The sequence below is a fragment of the Trichocoleus sp. AS-A1 genome, from assembly GCF_039962015.1.
Taxonomy (GTDB): domain Bacteria; phylum Cyanobacteriota; class Cyanobacteriia; order Cyanobacteriales; family FACHB-T130; genus FACHB-T130.
In genome coordinates this window covers 41,411-56,413 of the sequence record NZ_JAMPKG010000017.1, presented here as the reverse complement: position 1 = coordinate 56,413, position 15,003 = coordinate 41,411, and the positions used below count along the sequence as shown (strand labels likewise).

Sequence of the window (15,003 nt, the reverse complement as noted above, 5' to 3'; positions counted from 1 at the left end):
TGGTGCGAACACTCAGTCTTCCTCCCCACAAAACTCCGCAATCACCTGTGCCTTGACCGCATCTAACGGATAGGTGTTGGGATAAGTTGAAAACATCAGCATAATGCCCTGAAGCGTCGAGTAAAAATAGAGCGATCGCTGTCGTGGGTTAGCAACTCCCAACTCGCTGAACATCTGCGTCTGGATCTCAAACTGCTTTGCCTGCTCATCCATCAACTTCTGGCTATATTTCGCCACAATTGGGTCGAGCCGGGGTTGGGTAAACAGATTGAGATAAAATCGGAAAACCTCCGGTTGCCGTCGCACATCATCTAACGCACCCTCGGCAATATGGCGAATTTGCTCAGCAGGCGTTGACTTTGCAACGGCAGCATTCATGACGACCAGCAGATCGTTGAGCCGCACATCGACCATTGCTGCCAAAACGTCTTCTTTACCCTTGAAGTAGTGGTAAAGCAGTCCCTTTGAAATCTGCGCTTGTTTGGCGATATCTTCAATCGAGGTTGCATGATAGCCTTTCGTGAAGAACAAATCCATCGCCGTTTTCAAGATTTGCTCCCGCGTTGCCTGACGGATGCGCTCGTTTTCTGCTGGGGTACGGGGCATGGCTTCTACTGACTGAGAAATTGAACGATCCGACTCGAAACCTCATCAGCATGAGTAAATGTAGGCATATGATCGGCTCCTTCAAGGTAGGCAAAGTGAATGTCGGGTACCTGTTGAAATAATTCGGCAATCTTGAAAAGGTCAGGCATATCCTTTTTGCCGATGATAAATAGCGTTTTAGTTTGAAGCTCACTTAAGCGATCGATTGTCGGTGGCTGTGCCCAGCGCATCTCAAAGGTTTTCCGTTCAAAAGACCGTTTCGTGTTGTGCGTCGTCATCTCAATCATGCGATCGCGCTGTGGACTGGACATCACGACGCTGTACACAGGATGGTTCAACAACACCTCAACCATTTTTTCCAAATCTGGAGCTACCACATTGATTTGCGCGTACCATTGTTGAACATCGGGTGAGAACTGGAAGCCCGATAATCCCGGAGCCACCAGCACCAGCCTGGTTACTCTATCAGGATAAGCCAGGGCAAAATCGGTTGCAATTTGACCGCCGATCGAATGTCCAACTAGAATCACGCGATCGAGATTGAGATGGTCAAGCAACTGCCGCAAATCCTCAACATAGTGGGCAGGTTCGAGCAGTGGGGGTGACTGTCCGGCACCGCGTCCGTCAAAAGTGATGACCTGATAAGTCTGGGCTAGTTGCGGGGCAATGAACTCCCAATCCCGCAAATCTGCCATTGCGTTATGAATCAGCACAACCGCCTCACCCTTACCTTGAACTTCGTAATGCAAATCCATGTCTGTCTCCTTTCAGGTTTGTAGCGGGACTTAAACAGATTTCAAGCCCAAATAAAACCCAAAGCAGCTTTATAGGCTGAGAATACATCTCGATTAGCGTTCACCCACTCCATAAAACGGAAAGACATCGCTGTCCGAAACGCCTCTAATGCTTCAGGAAAGGTATTTAAAGGTTTGTTAGCCCAGCGCCTTCTTAAGCCTCCGGTTAAGGTGTGCCATAAAATAAATGTATAGGCACAAAACACAAGAATGAAATGACGCATTAAGCTACGAAAATCTCGGACTTGATATTCAGATAACCCTAACCATCCCTTTGCTTCGCGATAAAAAACTTCTACCACTATCCTTTGAGCATAGGTGGTTACTATCCACTCGGCTGTAGCAATGGATGAGCCAACATTTGTAATAAAATAGTCAATGTCGCTGGCTTCACAGAAGGTTGAGGCATTCATGACGATAGCAATTGTTCTCGTTCCTTCGTGTCTTGATAGTTCAACTTCAAGAGTCGCCACCCAAACGGTTTTCGGTTTATCTAGATTGAGTTTAATAGGGATAAAAGCATCACTAGGCAATGATTCAGCTAAATAGCTCAAGCAAAGCTCTTCTCGACTATTTGCCTGTGTCTCAATTATTACCTTACGATTTTTGGCTAATCCACCTAAATACTTTAATTTCCTTTTTTCCAGTTCCAGCAGAAACGTTGTGTTATTTCCATAGCCAGCATCAATTAGCACGATACCGGGTCGATATCCTCGAACCAAGCTACGGTCAATTAAATTTAAGGCTAATTCCGGCTTCTTCTTAAACTCTTTGTCTTTTTTTCCTTCAGGTAAAGAACTAGCGTGTTGATATAACTCTATATCTAAAGGCAGGCTTTTTTTGCCATCATATAGATGAGTTGTTACCACCACTATCCCATTATCGGTTTTCCCGATTTCTCCAATGTATTGCCGCCCCACTCCTGCTGTAAAATTGCCACTTTTTCTATGTCCTGAGTCATCAACAATTAGGGTAAATCCACGACTAATCTTCGTTTGAGAACACTGATTCATTACCTCTAAGCGACGCTGATTCACCTGTTGGGCATCCCAAGGCGCTTCCGTCAAAAAATGGTGTAATCGGTGGTAAGTCACTCCCACCGCGTTATCCGCCATTTGAGACAGGTTTTTTCGTTCACTTTCCCCCAATAATCCGCTTATATAGTTCCTAAACTCCCGTTTTTGGGCTTGATGCGTCAATATATCATCAAAGCGTTTGCACCATCTATTGAAGCAAGGGGGCATGGCGGCGGGAGTTGTCTCTTTCATTTATCACACCATAACGTGAAATGGTTGCCATGCCTGTATTATACCTTTTTAGAGTCTTGTTTTTCGTTTAAGAACCGGTAGGACAGTCACAATGAACGTTTCAGCCTGATTTTCCAGCAACAGCCTGGGCTGATAGGATCGATTGTTTCATCTCTAGAATAATTTATGGCTGAATAATCAGTCAATAGAAAAAGCGGCTATTGAAGCTTTCCGACCAGCGCATTACCAAAGAAGGGGTGATTGTCATCAAGGCTCAAGAACACCGCAGCCAGGAGCAGAACCGAGAAGAGGCATTGCAACGATTGCAAGACTTGATTAAAAGTGCGATCTGCGCTTCGCTATCGCGTTACCCAAACCCCGTAAACCCAGCAAACCGACTCGTAGTTCTCAAAGAAAGCGTCTGGATAGTAAAACTAAGCGAAGTCAGATTAAGACGATGCGAGGAAAAGTTACGGATGAGTGAGTGGTACAGAAAAGACCTTGCTTATATTCACGATGTCGGCTTCAGGAGTTACGTTCTGCAAGCAATGCCAGAAATTCTGGCAATTCTCAAACAGCATGGCATTCAGGATGGACTGATTGTAGATTTGGGGTGTGGTAGTGGTCTGTCAGCTGAGGAGTTGGTTAGGACAGGCTACCAAGTATTGGGAGTTGATATCTCAGCTGACATGATTGAGATTGCCCGTTGTCGAGTTCCTCTGGCTAAATTTCAGGTAGGCTCATTGTTCAAGGTCGAAATTCCTGACTGTAATGCGGTGATTTCGATTAGTGAATGTTTTAATTACCTGTTTGACCCCGACCACCAAACACTTACCCAGGTGTTCCAACGCATCTATGATGCTCTCGCGCCGGGAGGCGTTTTTATCTTTGATATTGCAGAACCCGGACAGCTGACTTCTGCAACTCCAGTCAAAAGCTTTACTGAAGGCGAAGATTGGATTGTTTTGGTGGAAAAACAGGAAGACCTAGATCGGCACATCCTGACTCGGCGAATCATTACCTTTCGGCAAGTAGGAAACGATTATCGTCGAGATGACGAGGTTCATCGCCAGCAACTATATGTAGCAGCAGAAATTGCCACGATGTTGCAACAAGTGGGCTACCAAGTCGAAATTCAGCGTTGTTATGGTCAGTTTGCTTTACCCAACGCCCATGCTGCATTGATTGCCAGAAAGTCTATGAGCAACCCTTGACTATTCCCGGTTGTTCCGGCAGCCATCAGGACTTTAAGCGATCGCAGATTAAGTCGATGCGAGGGAAGGTTACGGATGAATGAGCGGGCGGGAATAGAATCTCTAACTCCAATTTCGATCGGCTTCTGGCTGCAATCGTTTAGCTGCGTCAATCACATCTTGCAGTTCTACTGGATCGCTCAAGGGGTCAGCATCAAGTGCCGTAACCCGATTGAATTCTTTCTGCCAGCGTCGTAGCTCTGCAATGTATGGCTCGCAAGGCACCCACTTCAGATTATCCCCTTCTTCCACTAAATCGTAAATCCCGTTGTGCAGCCACTTTCCGGTATGCCAATCCGGCATATCAACAGCAGGGAATAAACAAATGCCATGCAAATCCATCCCAGAATTAACCGCTGCTAGAGACTCTTCTACTACGTCCTTTAGCCACTCATCTCTGCCTGCTTCCATCCCACTGGTTTCGCCAACGATCATCGGTCTACGATAACGTTCCCACACCCACTGCATTAAGTCATGGAGCGGTTTGATGCGATCGTCGTGGGGTTCTAGCGCCTGATGGGGGCCGTGTTCTCGGTATTCCATCTGACCGAAAGAGTAGTGATTTGCGCCAACGATATCGAGAATTTCCGGGGAACCGCCGAGTTCAGGATGCTCTTTCCCGTAGAGAATATCCCACGCCAAAAACGTATCCACATAGGTTTCGTGATGTGCTGCCTCGATCTGATCCGGGCGATCGCGCGGTGCGACCACCTGAACCAAGGGATCGATCTGGATCATCCTGGCAGAGAGTTCTACTTCCCGAATTGCCTTAACTCCTGCGATCGCTGCCTTACACAACGCCAATCGCAAGCGAAAACGGTCTTCTTTTGTGGTTTTATAAGGAGCCACCCAACCCCACTCGCCGCCGCAGAACGAGAAAAACGTAATTTCATTTATCGGCGTGAAAAAATAGGGGCCACGCAAGCGGGGAATCACATACTCCGCTGCTGCGCGACAGTAATTAGCATAGCGATCGCTAAACTCATCAGAAAATGGATCGAGATCGTCTGGATATCCGTAGTGGCAGAGATCCCAGATGGGAACGATCTGCGTCTGCTGCATTGCTTTGATCGTGGTGTCAAGGCTAGAGAAGTCGTAGCAGCCATTACGATCGACTAGAGGCCAAGGAATCCCTTCCCGCACCACATCAATTCCCAGCGATCGCAAGATGTTGTAATCTTCCTGTGCGTGGCGATCGTGCTGTGTTTCTGCAATCAGATTCCGCCGTCCCTTGTCCTTCCAGAGAAACGTCGAACACTCAAAGCCAGAGATGAAGAAGGTGGGGAAGATTCCAGGTCGTTGAGCCATGCGTTTGCTCTGTAAGTTAACTCGTCATGGTAGGCACTCTTGCTCATTTGAGACACTATCCAACGCGAGATAAATCCGTTGAGTTCTTTGGAGAAGTGTTTACAGCATTTCTAAGGAAACAGGTTTAGTGGGTGCTGGAAAGGCAGCATCTAAGGAAGCCAATTCATCAGCACTCAATTTCAAATTCAGGGCAGCATAATTCTGCTCTACATGGTCAATGCGGCTGGATTTGGGGATTACAATTACATTTTCCTGATGCAACAACCAGGCGATCGCAACTTGAGCCGCAGTGACTTCTCGCTGTTGAGCGATCGCCTTGAGTGCTTGATTGTTCAGCAAACGCCCTTGCTCAATTGGGGAATACGCCATGATTGGGATACCTTGTTGCCGACACCAGGGCAGTAAATTCCACTCAATTCCCCGTCGCATCAGGTTGTAGAGGACTTGATTGGTAGCAATTCCTTTCCCATCCTTCAACCCAATGGCTTCCTCCATATCCTTGGCATCAAAATTACTCACTCCATAGCTGCGAATTTTGCCGGATTGTTGAAGCGTCGCCAATGCTTCCAGCGTCTCTCCCAGCGGTACAGAACCGCGCCAGTGCAGCAGGTAAAGGTCAAGATAGTCGGTTTTCAAGCGTTGGAGACTTCTTTCGCAGGCAGCAATTGTCCCTCGTTTCGAGGCGTTATGAGGGTAGACCTTGCTGACTAGAAAGACTTCCGCCCGACGAGAAGCGATCGCTTCTGCTATTACTTCCTCTGCACCGCCTTCGCCATACATTTCGGCAGTGTCAATCAAAGATAAACCCAAATCGAGTCCGTGACGTAAGGCATCAATTTCGCTTTGGCGATTCCTGGCATTCTCCCCCATCTGCCAGGTGCCCATACCAAGAATCGGAATTAATTGTCCAGAAGGTAGTTTAAGGGTTCGCATAGCAGTTTCCATCTATTCAAGCTATTGCCCTTGAGCGCTTTTTGGCTGACGCATGGGCATGGCATCAATTGTAGAGAAAAGCGCTGTTGTGGGAAACGCAATGAGCTTGTAGTTCTGCTTGCACTTGTTCTCATCGCAATGCGGCGATCGCCTTCTCTATCAACTGCTGGCAAGCTTCTAGTTGAGTCACATCAGTGGGAATTGCGATCGCCGTTATAGTGAAATACCGAAGATCAGAGCCGCGATCGCCTTTGACCAGCTATTTCTGGAGTGCCTGTTGAAAGGTCTTGATGGCATCAACGTGATTCACCATATTGATGCAACGTAACAACAAATCCAGATCGATCCCTTTCATTTCCTCACTACTGGAAATTTTTTCGTAGTCCAGAGTGTTGCCCTCTCCCCGCAGGTGATAAATCTCTAGCACTCCGTCTTCCCAGAACCACACTTCAGGAATCTTCAGGCGCTTGTATACCTCTAGTTTGTTAATGCCGCCACTGGTAAACACCACTTCGATCGCCAGATCGGGACGCACTCGACCAGGGGTAAGTTTATAGAACCCATTTGACATCTCAACAAAAGACTTTCAGCCTCTTGTTGAGATGTCAAATGGGTTCTATAGGCATGGCAAAGCTTATCTCTGTACTACCCTCTTGTGCTGGGATGCTGTTTAGGCGATCGCTTCCTGACCCCTTGAAAATGACCTACAAGCATTTGACCTTGGTGTTCCTGCCTACCCCTTCCCGTGGCTCTCGTAGGTTGCTAGAACAGAATCCGGAAACTTCTCAACGTCTCCCCTCTATCAGGTTTCTGTGATGCGATCTCTTATAGCAGCAACGCTTCGCGATCGCTTTCAGCCTCTACTCATCCCTACTCAATCTTCCAATTAGGCGTTAAACCCGAAGTAACTTGGCTATACATTTGCAAGACCGATGCAGAAATACGTCCTGAGAGTTTTGCGATCGCCCATAGCGCTCTTGTAAAATCATTTTCAATTGTTGAGAATTCACCCAGGAAAAAGTTTATGGCAGATATGTCCGGTCAAGACCCCTCGGAAATCATAATGGCAACGGTTGATGAAGAACGAAAAGGCACAACTTTCAGCGGTCAGGTCATCCTTGGTATACATCCTGAGGGTGGGCAAGTCGTTTTATTTAGCGACTTTTTAATTGAAGATTATAAAGGCGAACTTACCGCTTATCTGGCAACAGATGGCGATATAACGAAAAGCATTGATTTAGGCGAACTCGATCATAAAAACCCCAGTTTTTGGCTGCCAATTCCGCCGGGAACGGATACATCACCCTACAATACAGTCGTGTTGAGCGACAAAAAAAGCAAGAAAAAAATCCTGACGATCAATCTATAAAATTTGTAACTTAGCTCGTAGTTCAGCCAAATTCGATTGCCCTCTTGTATAGAACCCATTTGAGATCTATTCCTGAAACTAAAAGCCTTGCAGCTAGCTGGTTTTATCCCTGTTCTTGCAAAAAACAGTCTTGTTAAGCAGGCTCTATCATTGATCGCAAAGTAACGGCTTACTTCAAAGCCAAGCACCCCAGCAAAAGATGTCAAATGGGTTCTATAGGATTCATCCGCCTCTCGCTTGACGGCTCCAGCTTCACTTTCTAGGATCATGGAGCCAGTTGGGGTGAAGTCAAACCCTGCTATAAGCAGGTAAAGCTCCACCAATGCACCGATCCTCTTCTTAACTGTTTCGTGGGGTTCCCCTGGCATCCGTCGAATCTCCAGTACTCCATCCAGGAAGGAAAGCCGATATCCTGGACGGTCTAACAATTGCTCGACTGCTTTGAACTCTCTCCAGGTCAATCCCTCAAACAGGAGGGGTTCTTCCCTTTGGGGTGTTGCTATCGTTGCCGTGGTCATAAGAGTCTCTGGTCTGTTTCCAGATTAGGAGTGATGGGGTTTGGATGGCGATCGCTTTAACGTAACTTCTTTTATAGTATTTGCTTAAATCTGAACAGCTTCTAAACGATACATATTATCTACAGGGTATCTTAAGTAAGATTATTCCATGCTCGATAAAACTCTAAATAGCTCATATTTTGAGTACAATGCCAAATCAATTGATAACAATCTACATAAAACCAAGGATTAATTTCTATAGTCCGATCTACTAGATATTTTTTAAAAACTCTAATTATTTTTGAATAATCCTCTTTAGTAATAATCTTTTTTATTTTGTGAAGCACATCTGTACCATCAGATAAACCTTGACTTGTTTGAGCTAGATCCAGTAGGGTTTGGAGAGCAAAAGATTTACCAGACTTTATTTTCGCCAGTTCCTCTGAAGCTAACATACAAAAAGATGCGGTATGAGAATTTTCTATAATCATTTTTCTTAACAGCTCTTCAATAGGTGTTTGTATATTTTTATCTGGTAGTAATTGCATTAATACTACAGCACCATTTAAACGCTCCCAATAAGCTAGCTCATCTCCATAAAACACGATCTTCATTAATTCAGAAATATTTTCTGGATTATTAGGTTCGATTTTGCTCAAATTAATTATTGCTTCGTACCTTAAAAATTCATCATCTTCATCGATTCTAGTCTTAATTAAAGCTCTTAAAGTGTTCACAGCCTCTTTGTTTGCTGTTTGTTCCAGTATATCTCCTAGTATATCAATTAACAATCTACAAAAAGATTCATTTTCTATCTTTGGAATCGTTCGTATCAAAGTATTTACAGCAAAAATATTTCCAGGGTCGATTTTATTTAATGTGCTAGCTAAAAGGTAAGTATTTAAATTTTCTTGTTCGAATTTCTCAATCTTACTCTCTAATATTTTTATTACTTCTCTCTTATCTGTAAGAATTTCCTTCAAAGCCAAAGCAGACATTCTATAATCATTTCCTTTAAGTAAACCTAAGAGTTTCTGAATTGACATTGAATTATTAGGAACGATTTTATATAAAACTTTAGCTGCTTCTATAGATGTACTACTAAAATAACTTGTATCAATTATGTATTCTAAAACTTGTATCGCTATTGATCTACCTCCAACAAAATTTGCTAATGAAATAGCAATCTCTATAAGTATTTTTTCATTATTACAAGTGCTTATTAAGTTACTCAATTTCTTGGTTATTTTTTCATTGCTAATCCTTCCTAAGGATTCCTTTGCCTGAGACGAAATCGGGTTAATAAAAGTTTTCCACTCTTTTTCCTTTGAATCAAAATATCCGAAACTCCATTCAATGATTCTATCTATAATGCTGTCCAGATATTTTAGAGAAGCAAATTCCGACATACATTCAGCCGCCAAACAAAAAGCTTTGTACCAATAAAAACTTTCTTTGCTGTCAAAATAGATTAATTGTTTAATAAACATATCCTTGAGATGAGGGGATATTTCCTCTCTTCCAGCCCACAATAAAATTACCTCTTTCCAATTAAATTCAAAAATTCGATAAGTTCCTTCCTCCGGATTGTGAGAAGTGTGATTTAGAAAATCATGCCAATCATCGATCGATAACGCAGCAAAATATTCCTGAAAGGTTGGATGAAAGAATGTGTATACTTTGTCTGACGGTTTATCTGAATCTCTAGCAACTTGAAGCCAGCCAAGATTAAGAGCTAACCAAAAATAAGAACCGTCTTCATCGGGATCGCCCAGTTCATCAAAAACTAAATTGTGTGGCAATCGAAATGGTGATGATTCCTCATCTAATGCACGACACGCTAAACGCCCAAGAGCTTTATTGAGTTTTTCTTGTTTAGCTACTGTATTTGGAAAGAATGCATAATTCAGGTCTTTCTTCTTCCACTTGCTTCTATTCCACTTGTAAAACTCACTGACAAATCGCTTGTATAACTCAGCCTTAGTTGCTGGCAAGCTCTCTTGCTCATGCCATGTCGTACAAAGCATCATCAACTGTAATGGGTTTCTGACGAGTTGTTGAAGCCGAGTACGTTCAGTGTTGGCTAACTCGGTTTTAAGACGTTCACCGCTTTGTTGATTGCTTTTACGAAATCCACTTTCAATGAATTGTTCTACTTGAGTTGGATAATGAAACTCCTTTGTGCGATAGGTTTGGAAATCTCTAAGAGCATTGCTATCTACTTCCCAAACATTGATGCGGCAGGTCAGAATAATGCACGACTGACTTATCCAACCGCGAAGCTGATTATTAATTTCGCGTAGTGCAATGCCAGACGACGCAACAATTTCATCGGCTCCATCCAGCAACAGCCACACTCGTTGTTCATTTAACTGTTTCAAAAAATCAGATTTAACGTCCTGAGTAACATCTCGCACGGCATTATCCAACCACACCTGAGTTAAGTAATCCTTTAGACGTTGCAAATCACCGTTTTTAATCAAGTCACCCAAAGAGATCCAAATTGGTAGACCAAGCTCTTTGTCTAGAATCCAGAAGGCGATGTGCTGTAAAAGTGTTGTCTTTCCGGCTCCGGGTTCACCAATGATGGCAATGCGATCGCTATTTCCCTGTCGCAATATCTGTTCCCGAAACTGCTCATACTCAATCGGCGGCTTTTCCTCATACTGCTCTATAGGTCTTGCCGGATGAACATTCTGGCTTAATTGCTCTGGCTCCTTCCGCTCAACCAACGCCAGCGAGATAAAGATTTCATCATCCAGTAAATCAAACTGCATCGCTTCTGAAGCAATAACTTCATTGGTGCTGAGCTTCTTCTGGCGATCGAGCATGGTTCGGCAAACGTACTGCCAATCAATGCTTGTAGAAGCCTGAGATTTTGCGCGTTTAGAACGTCGATACCATCTATCTGACTCGACAAGTTCCGTAGGCTGAATCTTTAAAGTCTTTGCGATCGCTTCAACTGTACTCCTGTCAACCTTTCTTCCTGAAAAAAGCTTCTTGTGAATAACGTCTGAGCTTAAATTTGCTGCTTTTGCCAAGGCTTCACGGCTCTCAATCCCCATCTCACGCATTTTCTGCTCGATAAATGCGAGTCGTTCGGGTGTAACTGCAAAGCCACGCTCTCGGCTGGAACCCATAGCATTAAATCTGCTTGTAGCAATTAGCTCTACTTTAACCAGGTAAAGAGATGGACGTTTAGGTTCGTTAAGGGATGTTTGTTATCGTCACCTAGCATCCCTGGTTTGGGCTGATCCTAGTCAGTAAGTTGGATTTATCGAGTTCAACAGAAATCAATGACAACCTTAACTTCCAATCCTTCTATGCCCAACACTCAGCCTGCCCAAGTCGTGATGACGAATTCTACTCCCGTTGAACCCCCTTCTGCTTGGATGCAATATGGCACCAGCCCGACTGAAATTATTTTGGCAACAGCGGTAGTGATTGGGGCGATCGCTGGTGTGATTGGGTCAATTGCCCTTCTCCTCAAGGTTCTCGTGCCCGTGATGCAATCCAACCCATTGCAGAAAAAGGAATAGTCAGTTTTTGATACTGAACCATAACACTTCCTTGCTCAAGGTTTTGCGCGAGAGGATCGATCGCATAGCGTCCGCTTCGTGGAGTCGGCGACAATAGAAACCTCAACTCAAGAAAGCCGCTACTTTCTCTGGAACCCCGAATGTGCAAAGAGTCGGGAGAAAGTAAGGTCATTTTGTTTAACCTTTGCGGTCATGGACACTTTAATATGCAGACGTACATGGACTATCAGACAGGGAAACTGGTAGATACTGAGTACAGTGCAGAGGAAGTAGCGATGGCTCTGGCAGAATTACCTGTTGTCGGTTAGGGTTCTGGAGAGCTGATTTCTTGCCGCCCTCAGTTTTGTTTGTGTTATGCTCAGTGTCCCTCTCCAACTGCCTGACGCAGATATCGTATTCTACCCGTCTCTGCTGGATGGGCAGGAAAGCGATCGCTTGCTCACACAACTAACTCAAACAATCGACTGGCGACAGGACTGGATTACTATCTACGGGCGTTCAATGCCTCAACCCAGGCTAACGGCTTGGTATGGCGATCCTGGTAAATCCTACACTTACTCTGGCATCACGATGCACCCCTCTCCCTGGACGCATACACTACTTGACCTCAAGGCAAAGGCTGAAGCCGTTTCTGGTGTGGTGTTCAACAGTGTGTTGCTCAATCTCTACCGAGATGGCAACGACAGTATGGGGTGGCACAGCGATGATGAACCTGAGTTAGGGCAAAATCCCGTCATTGGTTCTCTGAGTTTGGGCGGAACACGGCGGTTCAGGCTCCGGCATCGCTCCGAGAAAGGCTTGAAGCATCAATTAGACTTAACTTCTGGTAGTTTCTTGTTGATGCAAGGAACAACGCAGCACTACTGGCAGCATCAAATTCCTAAAACTAAACGTCCGGTTCTTTCCCGGATTAATTTGACCTTTCGAGTAATTGGCTGATTAACGAGCATAAGCCTCACTGATTCACTTCGATAGGTTGATGCTGAATTTCAGTTGTTGTGGGAAATGCCATGAGCTTGTAGTTCTGCTGGCAGAGGAAGGGGCGATCAGTAAGCTGAAACGGCGATAGCGTAGCGTACAACCCTTTGGGCATGAAAACAGCGAAGCGAGGCGTTAGCCTCGCGCTGACTTGTCACTTCGGCTCACTAGCGAACTTGACACTGATTGAGCTTTGTAAACAAAGCAGGCACGTAGTCGTAATAGCGATCGCTAGCAAGATAAATGGCATCCGTGGTACAACTGCCACAACCGGGTTCGCTGAGTATGTCACTCAATAAGTTAGAGGAAATTCCTGCCCAGGGAAACTGTCCGATTGGTGCGGTAGCAGTAGAATTCAGTTCTGAATCCAACCGCCATTTGGTTCCAGCTAACACTACCCCAAAAGGATGTTTTTCTGGTAATGGTTGGCTTCTGCGCCATCCCACTGCCTGACCAAACTGCTCAACTCGTGCTTTCGGATTTTTTGTCTGGGAGGCAGTTTGCTGCCAGATGCGCTTTTGAGCGCTGTACCCAAAGCGTCCCTTACTGGCTTGCAACCAGAGGGTATCTATGGTACGAAAGTCTTCGCAGGGAAGACTATTGAGCAGAGTTTTGCTGCCGTAGAGTAAGTCTGCACCCTGTCCTTGGAGTTTCTGCAATCGCTGGAAGATGGCGCGAGTCTCCACATCCGCACCCCGCCAGTCACCGGCGGCTAAAAGGCTTTTGAGGCGGCTGTAGTTGATGCGCCATTTATTAGGAGAAGTGCTAGCGCTCGCATCGAAGGTAAAGCTTTTAACGGTGTCCTGATATACCTGCCGGATGGAATCGTTCTTTTGCAGGTAGGCTCCTTGTAGGCGAAATACATAGCGACCATCGGGACTGCTGAATAGCACGTTATCAGACTCGTAGAGTCCAGTCGAAGTGTAAGCGATCGCTTTCTGTCCAGCAACGGTGAGGGGACGATCGTCATTTTGGCTGAGTTCGCCTTTCCAACTGGTTAGGGGCAACCGCTTGGAGTTGTCGTAAACAGTGATGCTGACGATCGGAGGAGTTTCAGGTAAATTTTCCCGGTTCAAAAAATCTTTCTGCTGCCAGACTTCTAGGACTTCCAGCGGGGGACTTGGCTTCGTTGATTGAGTCGTTTCCGTAGGCGTGATGACATAGCCACGCGGGGAAACGAAGCGAAACCCAAAGCGATCGCTTAGATAAAACACATCCCGACTTTGGACGGTTGAGGAGTTGGCAGCAGGTTTGGCAGCAATTGCTACAGGTGCGGGAGATTGAGTGGAGGATGTTGGAAGATTGGTGCTACAGCCAATAGCCAGAAATGTCAGTAGTCCAACTGCAATAGAGCGCTTCATATCGCTAGCTTAAGTATTCTTTAATCTCGATGTCGTCTCCAGTCTGGCAAGTTTGCGATTGAATCGGTTGCTTTGTTTCAGTTTGAGATACAAAAGCGATCTCTCTATTTGTCCGCACCGATAAACTCAGAAGACGAAAGGCAAAGTTAAGCCGCCTTTGCTGCCGACACTCGGATGAGCTTCGTTGTTGTGCAACACTTACAAGCCTATGAGACTGGTAAACCAATTTGCGTGAACCAAGTGTACTTGTCTATGTAGCCACGCTGGAAACGAATTTTGCCATCAATGACCTGAAAGAAGCCACACCCGCGTAGTGTAAAACTCTTGCCGGTTGGTGGGTTGCCGCCAAGCTCACCCAAGAATGTACCGCCACCGCTCCACTCAATGATGACCCACTCACCATCCTCGAAGATATTTTCAGGATGCGTGTAGTTGTCTGGAAAGGCATTGAAGAAGGCGATGAAACTCTCAAGCAGTACCTCGCGCCCTTGAAGTGGGGCACCAAAAGCAACCTGATGGTTGATGGCATCATCGTGATAAAGCTCGATGAGTGCGTAAGGATCGCGAGCGTTATAGGCCGCAACCCAGTCGTGTAGAACTTCTTTGGGCGATTTCATATCGCTAATCATACCAAAGACAATTACAACCAATTATTATTTGCTGCACAACGGTGATGCTAAGTGCTGGCAAACAACCGCAATGCTGCCAAATGAATCACATAAATAATGAGATGTTAGTTTTCCAAAGCCCAATTCAACCTACGGTGATGAGCGATCGCACTATCAACAGATGCAGCGTGGACTAACACCATACTGTACGGACTGCTGGTTTGATCGGCGGTGGTGCAAAGGTGATCTACTACGAGCAAAGACACCTTTTGGAGGATACGGATTGCACTCACCCAACACTAAACAAGCGCGATCGCTGCCAGATGTCCGTGTTACTTTTGAACATTGAATACTAGGTCGTGGTTTTGTGCAGGGGGTTTGACTGTAGCCCAATGTGTTGCCTCTGGCTCTGATATGCCTACGCCAAGGGGTGTAATGTATGCTGCCTTGTACCTCCGGAAGCAACAGTTCTACGATTTGCTTTAGGCAAAGCCCGATCGAGCGCTAACG

16 protein-coding genes and 3 pseudogenes are annotated in these 15,003 nt (G+C 45.4%); 8 read left to right on the top strand and 11 right to left on the bottom strand.

The window, feature by feature from the left end; translation table 11 throughout:
- Positions 1-12 precede the first annotated feature (12 nt).
- From NC994_RS14600 to NC994_RS14590, 3 genes are read right to left on the bottom strand one after another with little or no spacing between them, the layout of a single operon-like run.
- Positions 13-606: a TetR/AcrR family transcriptional regulator gene (locus NC994_RS14600; protein ID WP_190432993.1), complete on the bottom strand. Its 594-nt coding sequence runs from the start codon at positions 604-606 to the stop codon at positions 13-15.
- Positions 607-611: 5 nt separating this feature from the next.
- Positions 612-1,361 (bottom strand): alpha/beta hydrolase, encoded by a 750-nt coding sequence (locus NC994_RS14595; RefSeq protein WP_190432991.1) that lies wholly within the window; start codon positions 1,359-1,361, stop codon positions 612-614.
- Positions 1,362-1,402: 41 nt separating this feature from the next.
- On the bottom strand, positions 1,403-2,668 hold the full coding sequence (locus tag NC994_RS14590; protein WP_190432989.1) for an IS701 family transposase: 1,266 nt from the start codon (positions 2,666-2,668) through the stop codon (positions 1,403-1,405).
- Between the two features lie 188 nt (positions 2,669-2,856).
- Here NC994_RS14590 and arfB point away from each other — a divergent pair.
- Positions 2,857-3,131 (top strand): annotated as a pseudogene (gene arfB / locus NC994_RS14585) (alternative ribosome rescue aminoacyl-tRNA hydrolase ArfB); the annotation flags it as partial.
- Positions 3,124-3,861, top strand: coding sequence for a class I SAM-dependent methyltransferase (locus tag NC994_RS14580; protein WP_190432987.1), 738 nt, complete (start codon positions 3,124-3,126; stop codon positions 3,859-3,861). The pseudogene arfB and the gene NC994_RS14580, both read left to right, overlap by 8 nt.
- Before the next feature lie 102 nt (positions 3,862-3,963).
- Here NC994_RS14580 and NC994_RS14575 read toward each other — a convergent pair whose 3' ends face one another.
- Together NC994_RS14575 and NC994_RS14570 are read right to left on the bottom strand one after the other, a co-directional pair.
- Positions 3,964-5,208 carry a family 1 glycosylhydrolase gene (locus NC994_RS14575; RefSeq protein WP_190432985.1) on the bottom strand — a complete coding sequence of 415 codons (1,245 nt, stop codon included), beginning with the start codon at positions 5,206-5,208 and terminating at the stop codon, positions 3,964-3,966.
- Between the two features lie 99 nt (positions 5,209-5,307).
- Positions 5,308-6,141, bottom strand: coding sequence for an aldo/keto reductase (locus NC994_RS14570; RefSeq protein WP_190432983.1), 834 nt, complete (start codon positions 6,139-6,141; stop codon positions 5,308-5,310).
- Positions 6,142-6,171: 30 nt separating this feature from the next.
- On the opposite strand from NC994_RS14570, the gene NC994_RS14565 reads away from it, so the two are divergent.
- On the top strand, positions 6,172-6,360 hold the full coding sequence (locus tag NC994_RS14565) for a hypothetical protein (RefSeq protein WP_190412461.1): 189 nt from the start codon (positions 6,172-6,174) through the stop codon (positions 6,358-6,360).
- Between the two features lie 40 nt (positions 6,361-6,400).
- Here the strand turns inward: NC994_RS14565 and NC994_RS14560 are convergent.
- Positions 6,401-6,697, bottom strand: a pseudogene (locus tag NC994_RS14560) (Uma2 family endonuclease); the annotation flags it as partial.
- A 68-nt stretch (positions 6,698-6,765) separates the two neighbouring features.
- On the opposite strand from NC994_RS14560, the gene NC994_RS14555 reads away from it, so the two are divergent.
- Entirely contained in the window at positions 6,766-6,957 is a 192-nt protein-coding gene (locus tag NC994_RS14555) for a hypothetical protein (protein ID WP_190432981.1), read from the top strand.
- 208 nt (positions 6,958-7,165) lie between these two features.
- On the top strand, positions 7,166-7,510 hold the full coding sequence (locus tag NC994_RS14550; RefSeq protein WP_190432979.1) for a hypothetical protein: 345 nt from the start codon (positions 7,166-7,168) through the stop codon (positions 7,508-7,510).
- Here NC994_RS14550 and NC994_RS14545 read toward each other — a convergent pair.
- Positions 7,447-8,028: a hypothetical protein gene (locus NC994_RS14545; RefSeq protein WP_242030513.1), complete on the bottom strand. Its 582-nt coding sequence runs from the start codon at positions 8,026-8,028 to the stop codon at positions 7,447-7,449. The two genes, NC994_RS14550 and NC994_RS14545, sit on opposite strands and share 64 nt — an antisense overlap.
- A 131-nt stretch (positions 8,029-8,159) precedes the next feature.
- Positions 8,160-11,147: an NACHT domain-containing protein gene (locus NC994_RS14540; RefSeq protein WP_190432977.1), complete on the bottom strand. Its 2,988-nt coding sequence runs from the start codon at positions 11,145-11,147 to the stop codon at positions 8,160-8,162.
- A 156-nt stretch (positions 11,148-11,303) separates the two neighbouring features.
- Here NC994_RS14540 and NC994_RS14535 point away from each other — a divergent pair, with 156 nt between their 5' ends.
- The 3 genes and pseudogenes from NC994_RS14535 (at position 11,304) to NC994_RS14525 (ending at position 12,485) form a co-directional block, all read left to right on the top strand.
- Positions 11,304-11,546 (top strand): hypothetical protein, encoded by a 243-nt coding sequence (locus NC994_RS14535; protein WP_199299473.1) that lies wholly within the window; start codon positions 11,304-11,306, stop codon positions 11,544-11,546.
- A 143-nt stretch (positions 11,547-11,689) separates the two neighbouring features.
- Positions 11,690-11,854: pseudogene (locus tag NC994_RS14530) on the top strand (TrpB-like pyridoxal-phosphate dependent enzyme); the annotation flags it as partial.
- 46 nt (positions 11,855-11,900) lie between these two features.
- Positions 11,901-12,485 (top strand): alpha-ketoglutarate-dependent dioxygenase AlkB, encoded by a 585-nt coding sequence (locus tag NC994_RS14525; protein WP_190432975.1) that lies wholly within the window; start codon positions 11,901-11,903, stop codon positions 12,483-12,485.
- 206 nt (positions 12,486-12,691) lie between these two features.
- Here NC994_RS14525 and NC994_RS14520 read toward each other — a convergent pair whose 3' ends face one another.
- The 3 genes from NC994_RS14520 to NC994_RS14510 form a co-directional block, all read right to left on the bottom strand.
- Positions 12,692-13,885 (bottom strand): GUN4 domain-containing protein, encoded by a 1,194-nt coding sequence (locus NC994_RS14520; protein ID WP_190432973.1) that lies wholly within the window; start codon positions 13,883-13,885, stop codon positions 12,692-12,694.
- Between the two features lie 206 nt (positions 13,886-14,091).
- The gene (locus tag NC994_RS14515; protein ID WP_242032499.1) at positions 14,092-14,535 is read right to left on the bottom strand and encodes an ester cyclase; all 444 of its coding nucleotides are present in this window, start codon (positions 14,533-14,535) and stop codon (positions 14,092-14,094) included.
- Positions 14,536-14,618: 83 nt separating this feature from the next.
- Positions 14,619-14,786 (bottom strand): hypothetical protein, encoded by a 168-nt coding sequence (locus NC994_RS14510; protein WP_190432972.1) that lies wholly within the window; start codon positions 14,784-14,786, stop codon positions 14,619-14,621.
- Positions 14,787-15,003 lie beyond the last annotated feature (217 nt).

What these genes read in the sequence shown, in the direction of transcription:
- NC994_RS14600 (WP_190432993.1), bottom strand. Translation starts at nt 606, where the DNA reads ATGCCCCGTACCCCAGCAGAAAACGAGCGCATCCGTCAGGCAACGCGG.
- NC994_RS14595 (WP_190432991.1), bottom strand. Translation starts at nt 1,361, where the DNA reads ATGGATTTGCATTACGAAGTTCAAGGTAAGGGTGAGGCGGTTGTGCTG.
- NC994_RS14590 (WP_190432989.1), bottom strand. Translation starts at nt 2,668, where the DNA reads ATGAAAGAGACAACTCCCGCCGCCATGCCCCCTTGCTTCAATAGATGG.
- NC994_RS14580 (WP_190432987.1), top strand. Translation starts at nt 3,124, where the DNA reads ATGAGTGAGTGGTACAGAAAAGACCTTGCTTATATTCACGATGTCGGC.
- NC994_RS14575 (WP_190432985.1), bottom strand. Translation starts at nt 5,208, where the DNA reads ATGGCTCAACGACCTGGAATCTTCCCCACCTTCTTCATCTCTGGCTTT.
- NC994_RS14570 (WP_190432983.1), bottom strand. Translation starts at nt 6,141, where the DNA reads ATGCGAACCCTTAAACTACCTTCTGGACAATTAATTCCGATTCTTGGT.
- NC994_RS14555 (WP_190432981.1), top strand. Translation starts at nt 6,766, where the DNA reads ATGGCAAAGCTTATCTCTGTACTACCCTCTTGTGCTGGGATGCTGTTT.
- NC994_RS14550 (WP_190432979.1), top strand. Translation starts at nt 7,166, where the DNA reads ATGGCAGATATGTCCGGTCAAGACCCCTCGGAAATCATAATGGCAACG.
- NC994_RS14545 (WP_242030513.1), bottom strand. Translation starts at nt 8,028, where the DNA reads ATGACCACGGCAACGATAGCAACACCCCAAAGGGAAGAACCCCTCCTG.
- NC994_RS14540 (WP_190432977.1), bottom strand. Translation starts at nt 11,147, where the DNA reads ATGGGTTCCAGCCGAGAGCGTGGCTTTGCAGTTACACCCGAACGACTC.
- NC994_RS14535 (WP_199299473.1), top strand. Translation starts at nt 11,304, where the DNA reads ATGACAACCTTAACTTCCAATCCTTCTATGCCCAACACTCAGCCTGCC.
- NC994_RS14525 (WP_190432975.1), top strand. Translation starts at nt 11,901, where the DNA reads ATGCTCAGTGTCCCTCTCCAACTGCCTGACGCAGATATCGTATTCTAC.
- NC994_RS14520 (WP_190432973.1), bottom strand. Translation starts at nt 13,885, where the DNA reads ATGAAGCGCTCTATTGCAGTTGGACTACTGACATTTCTGGCTATTGGC.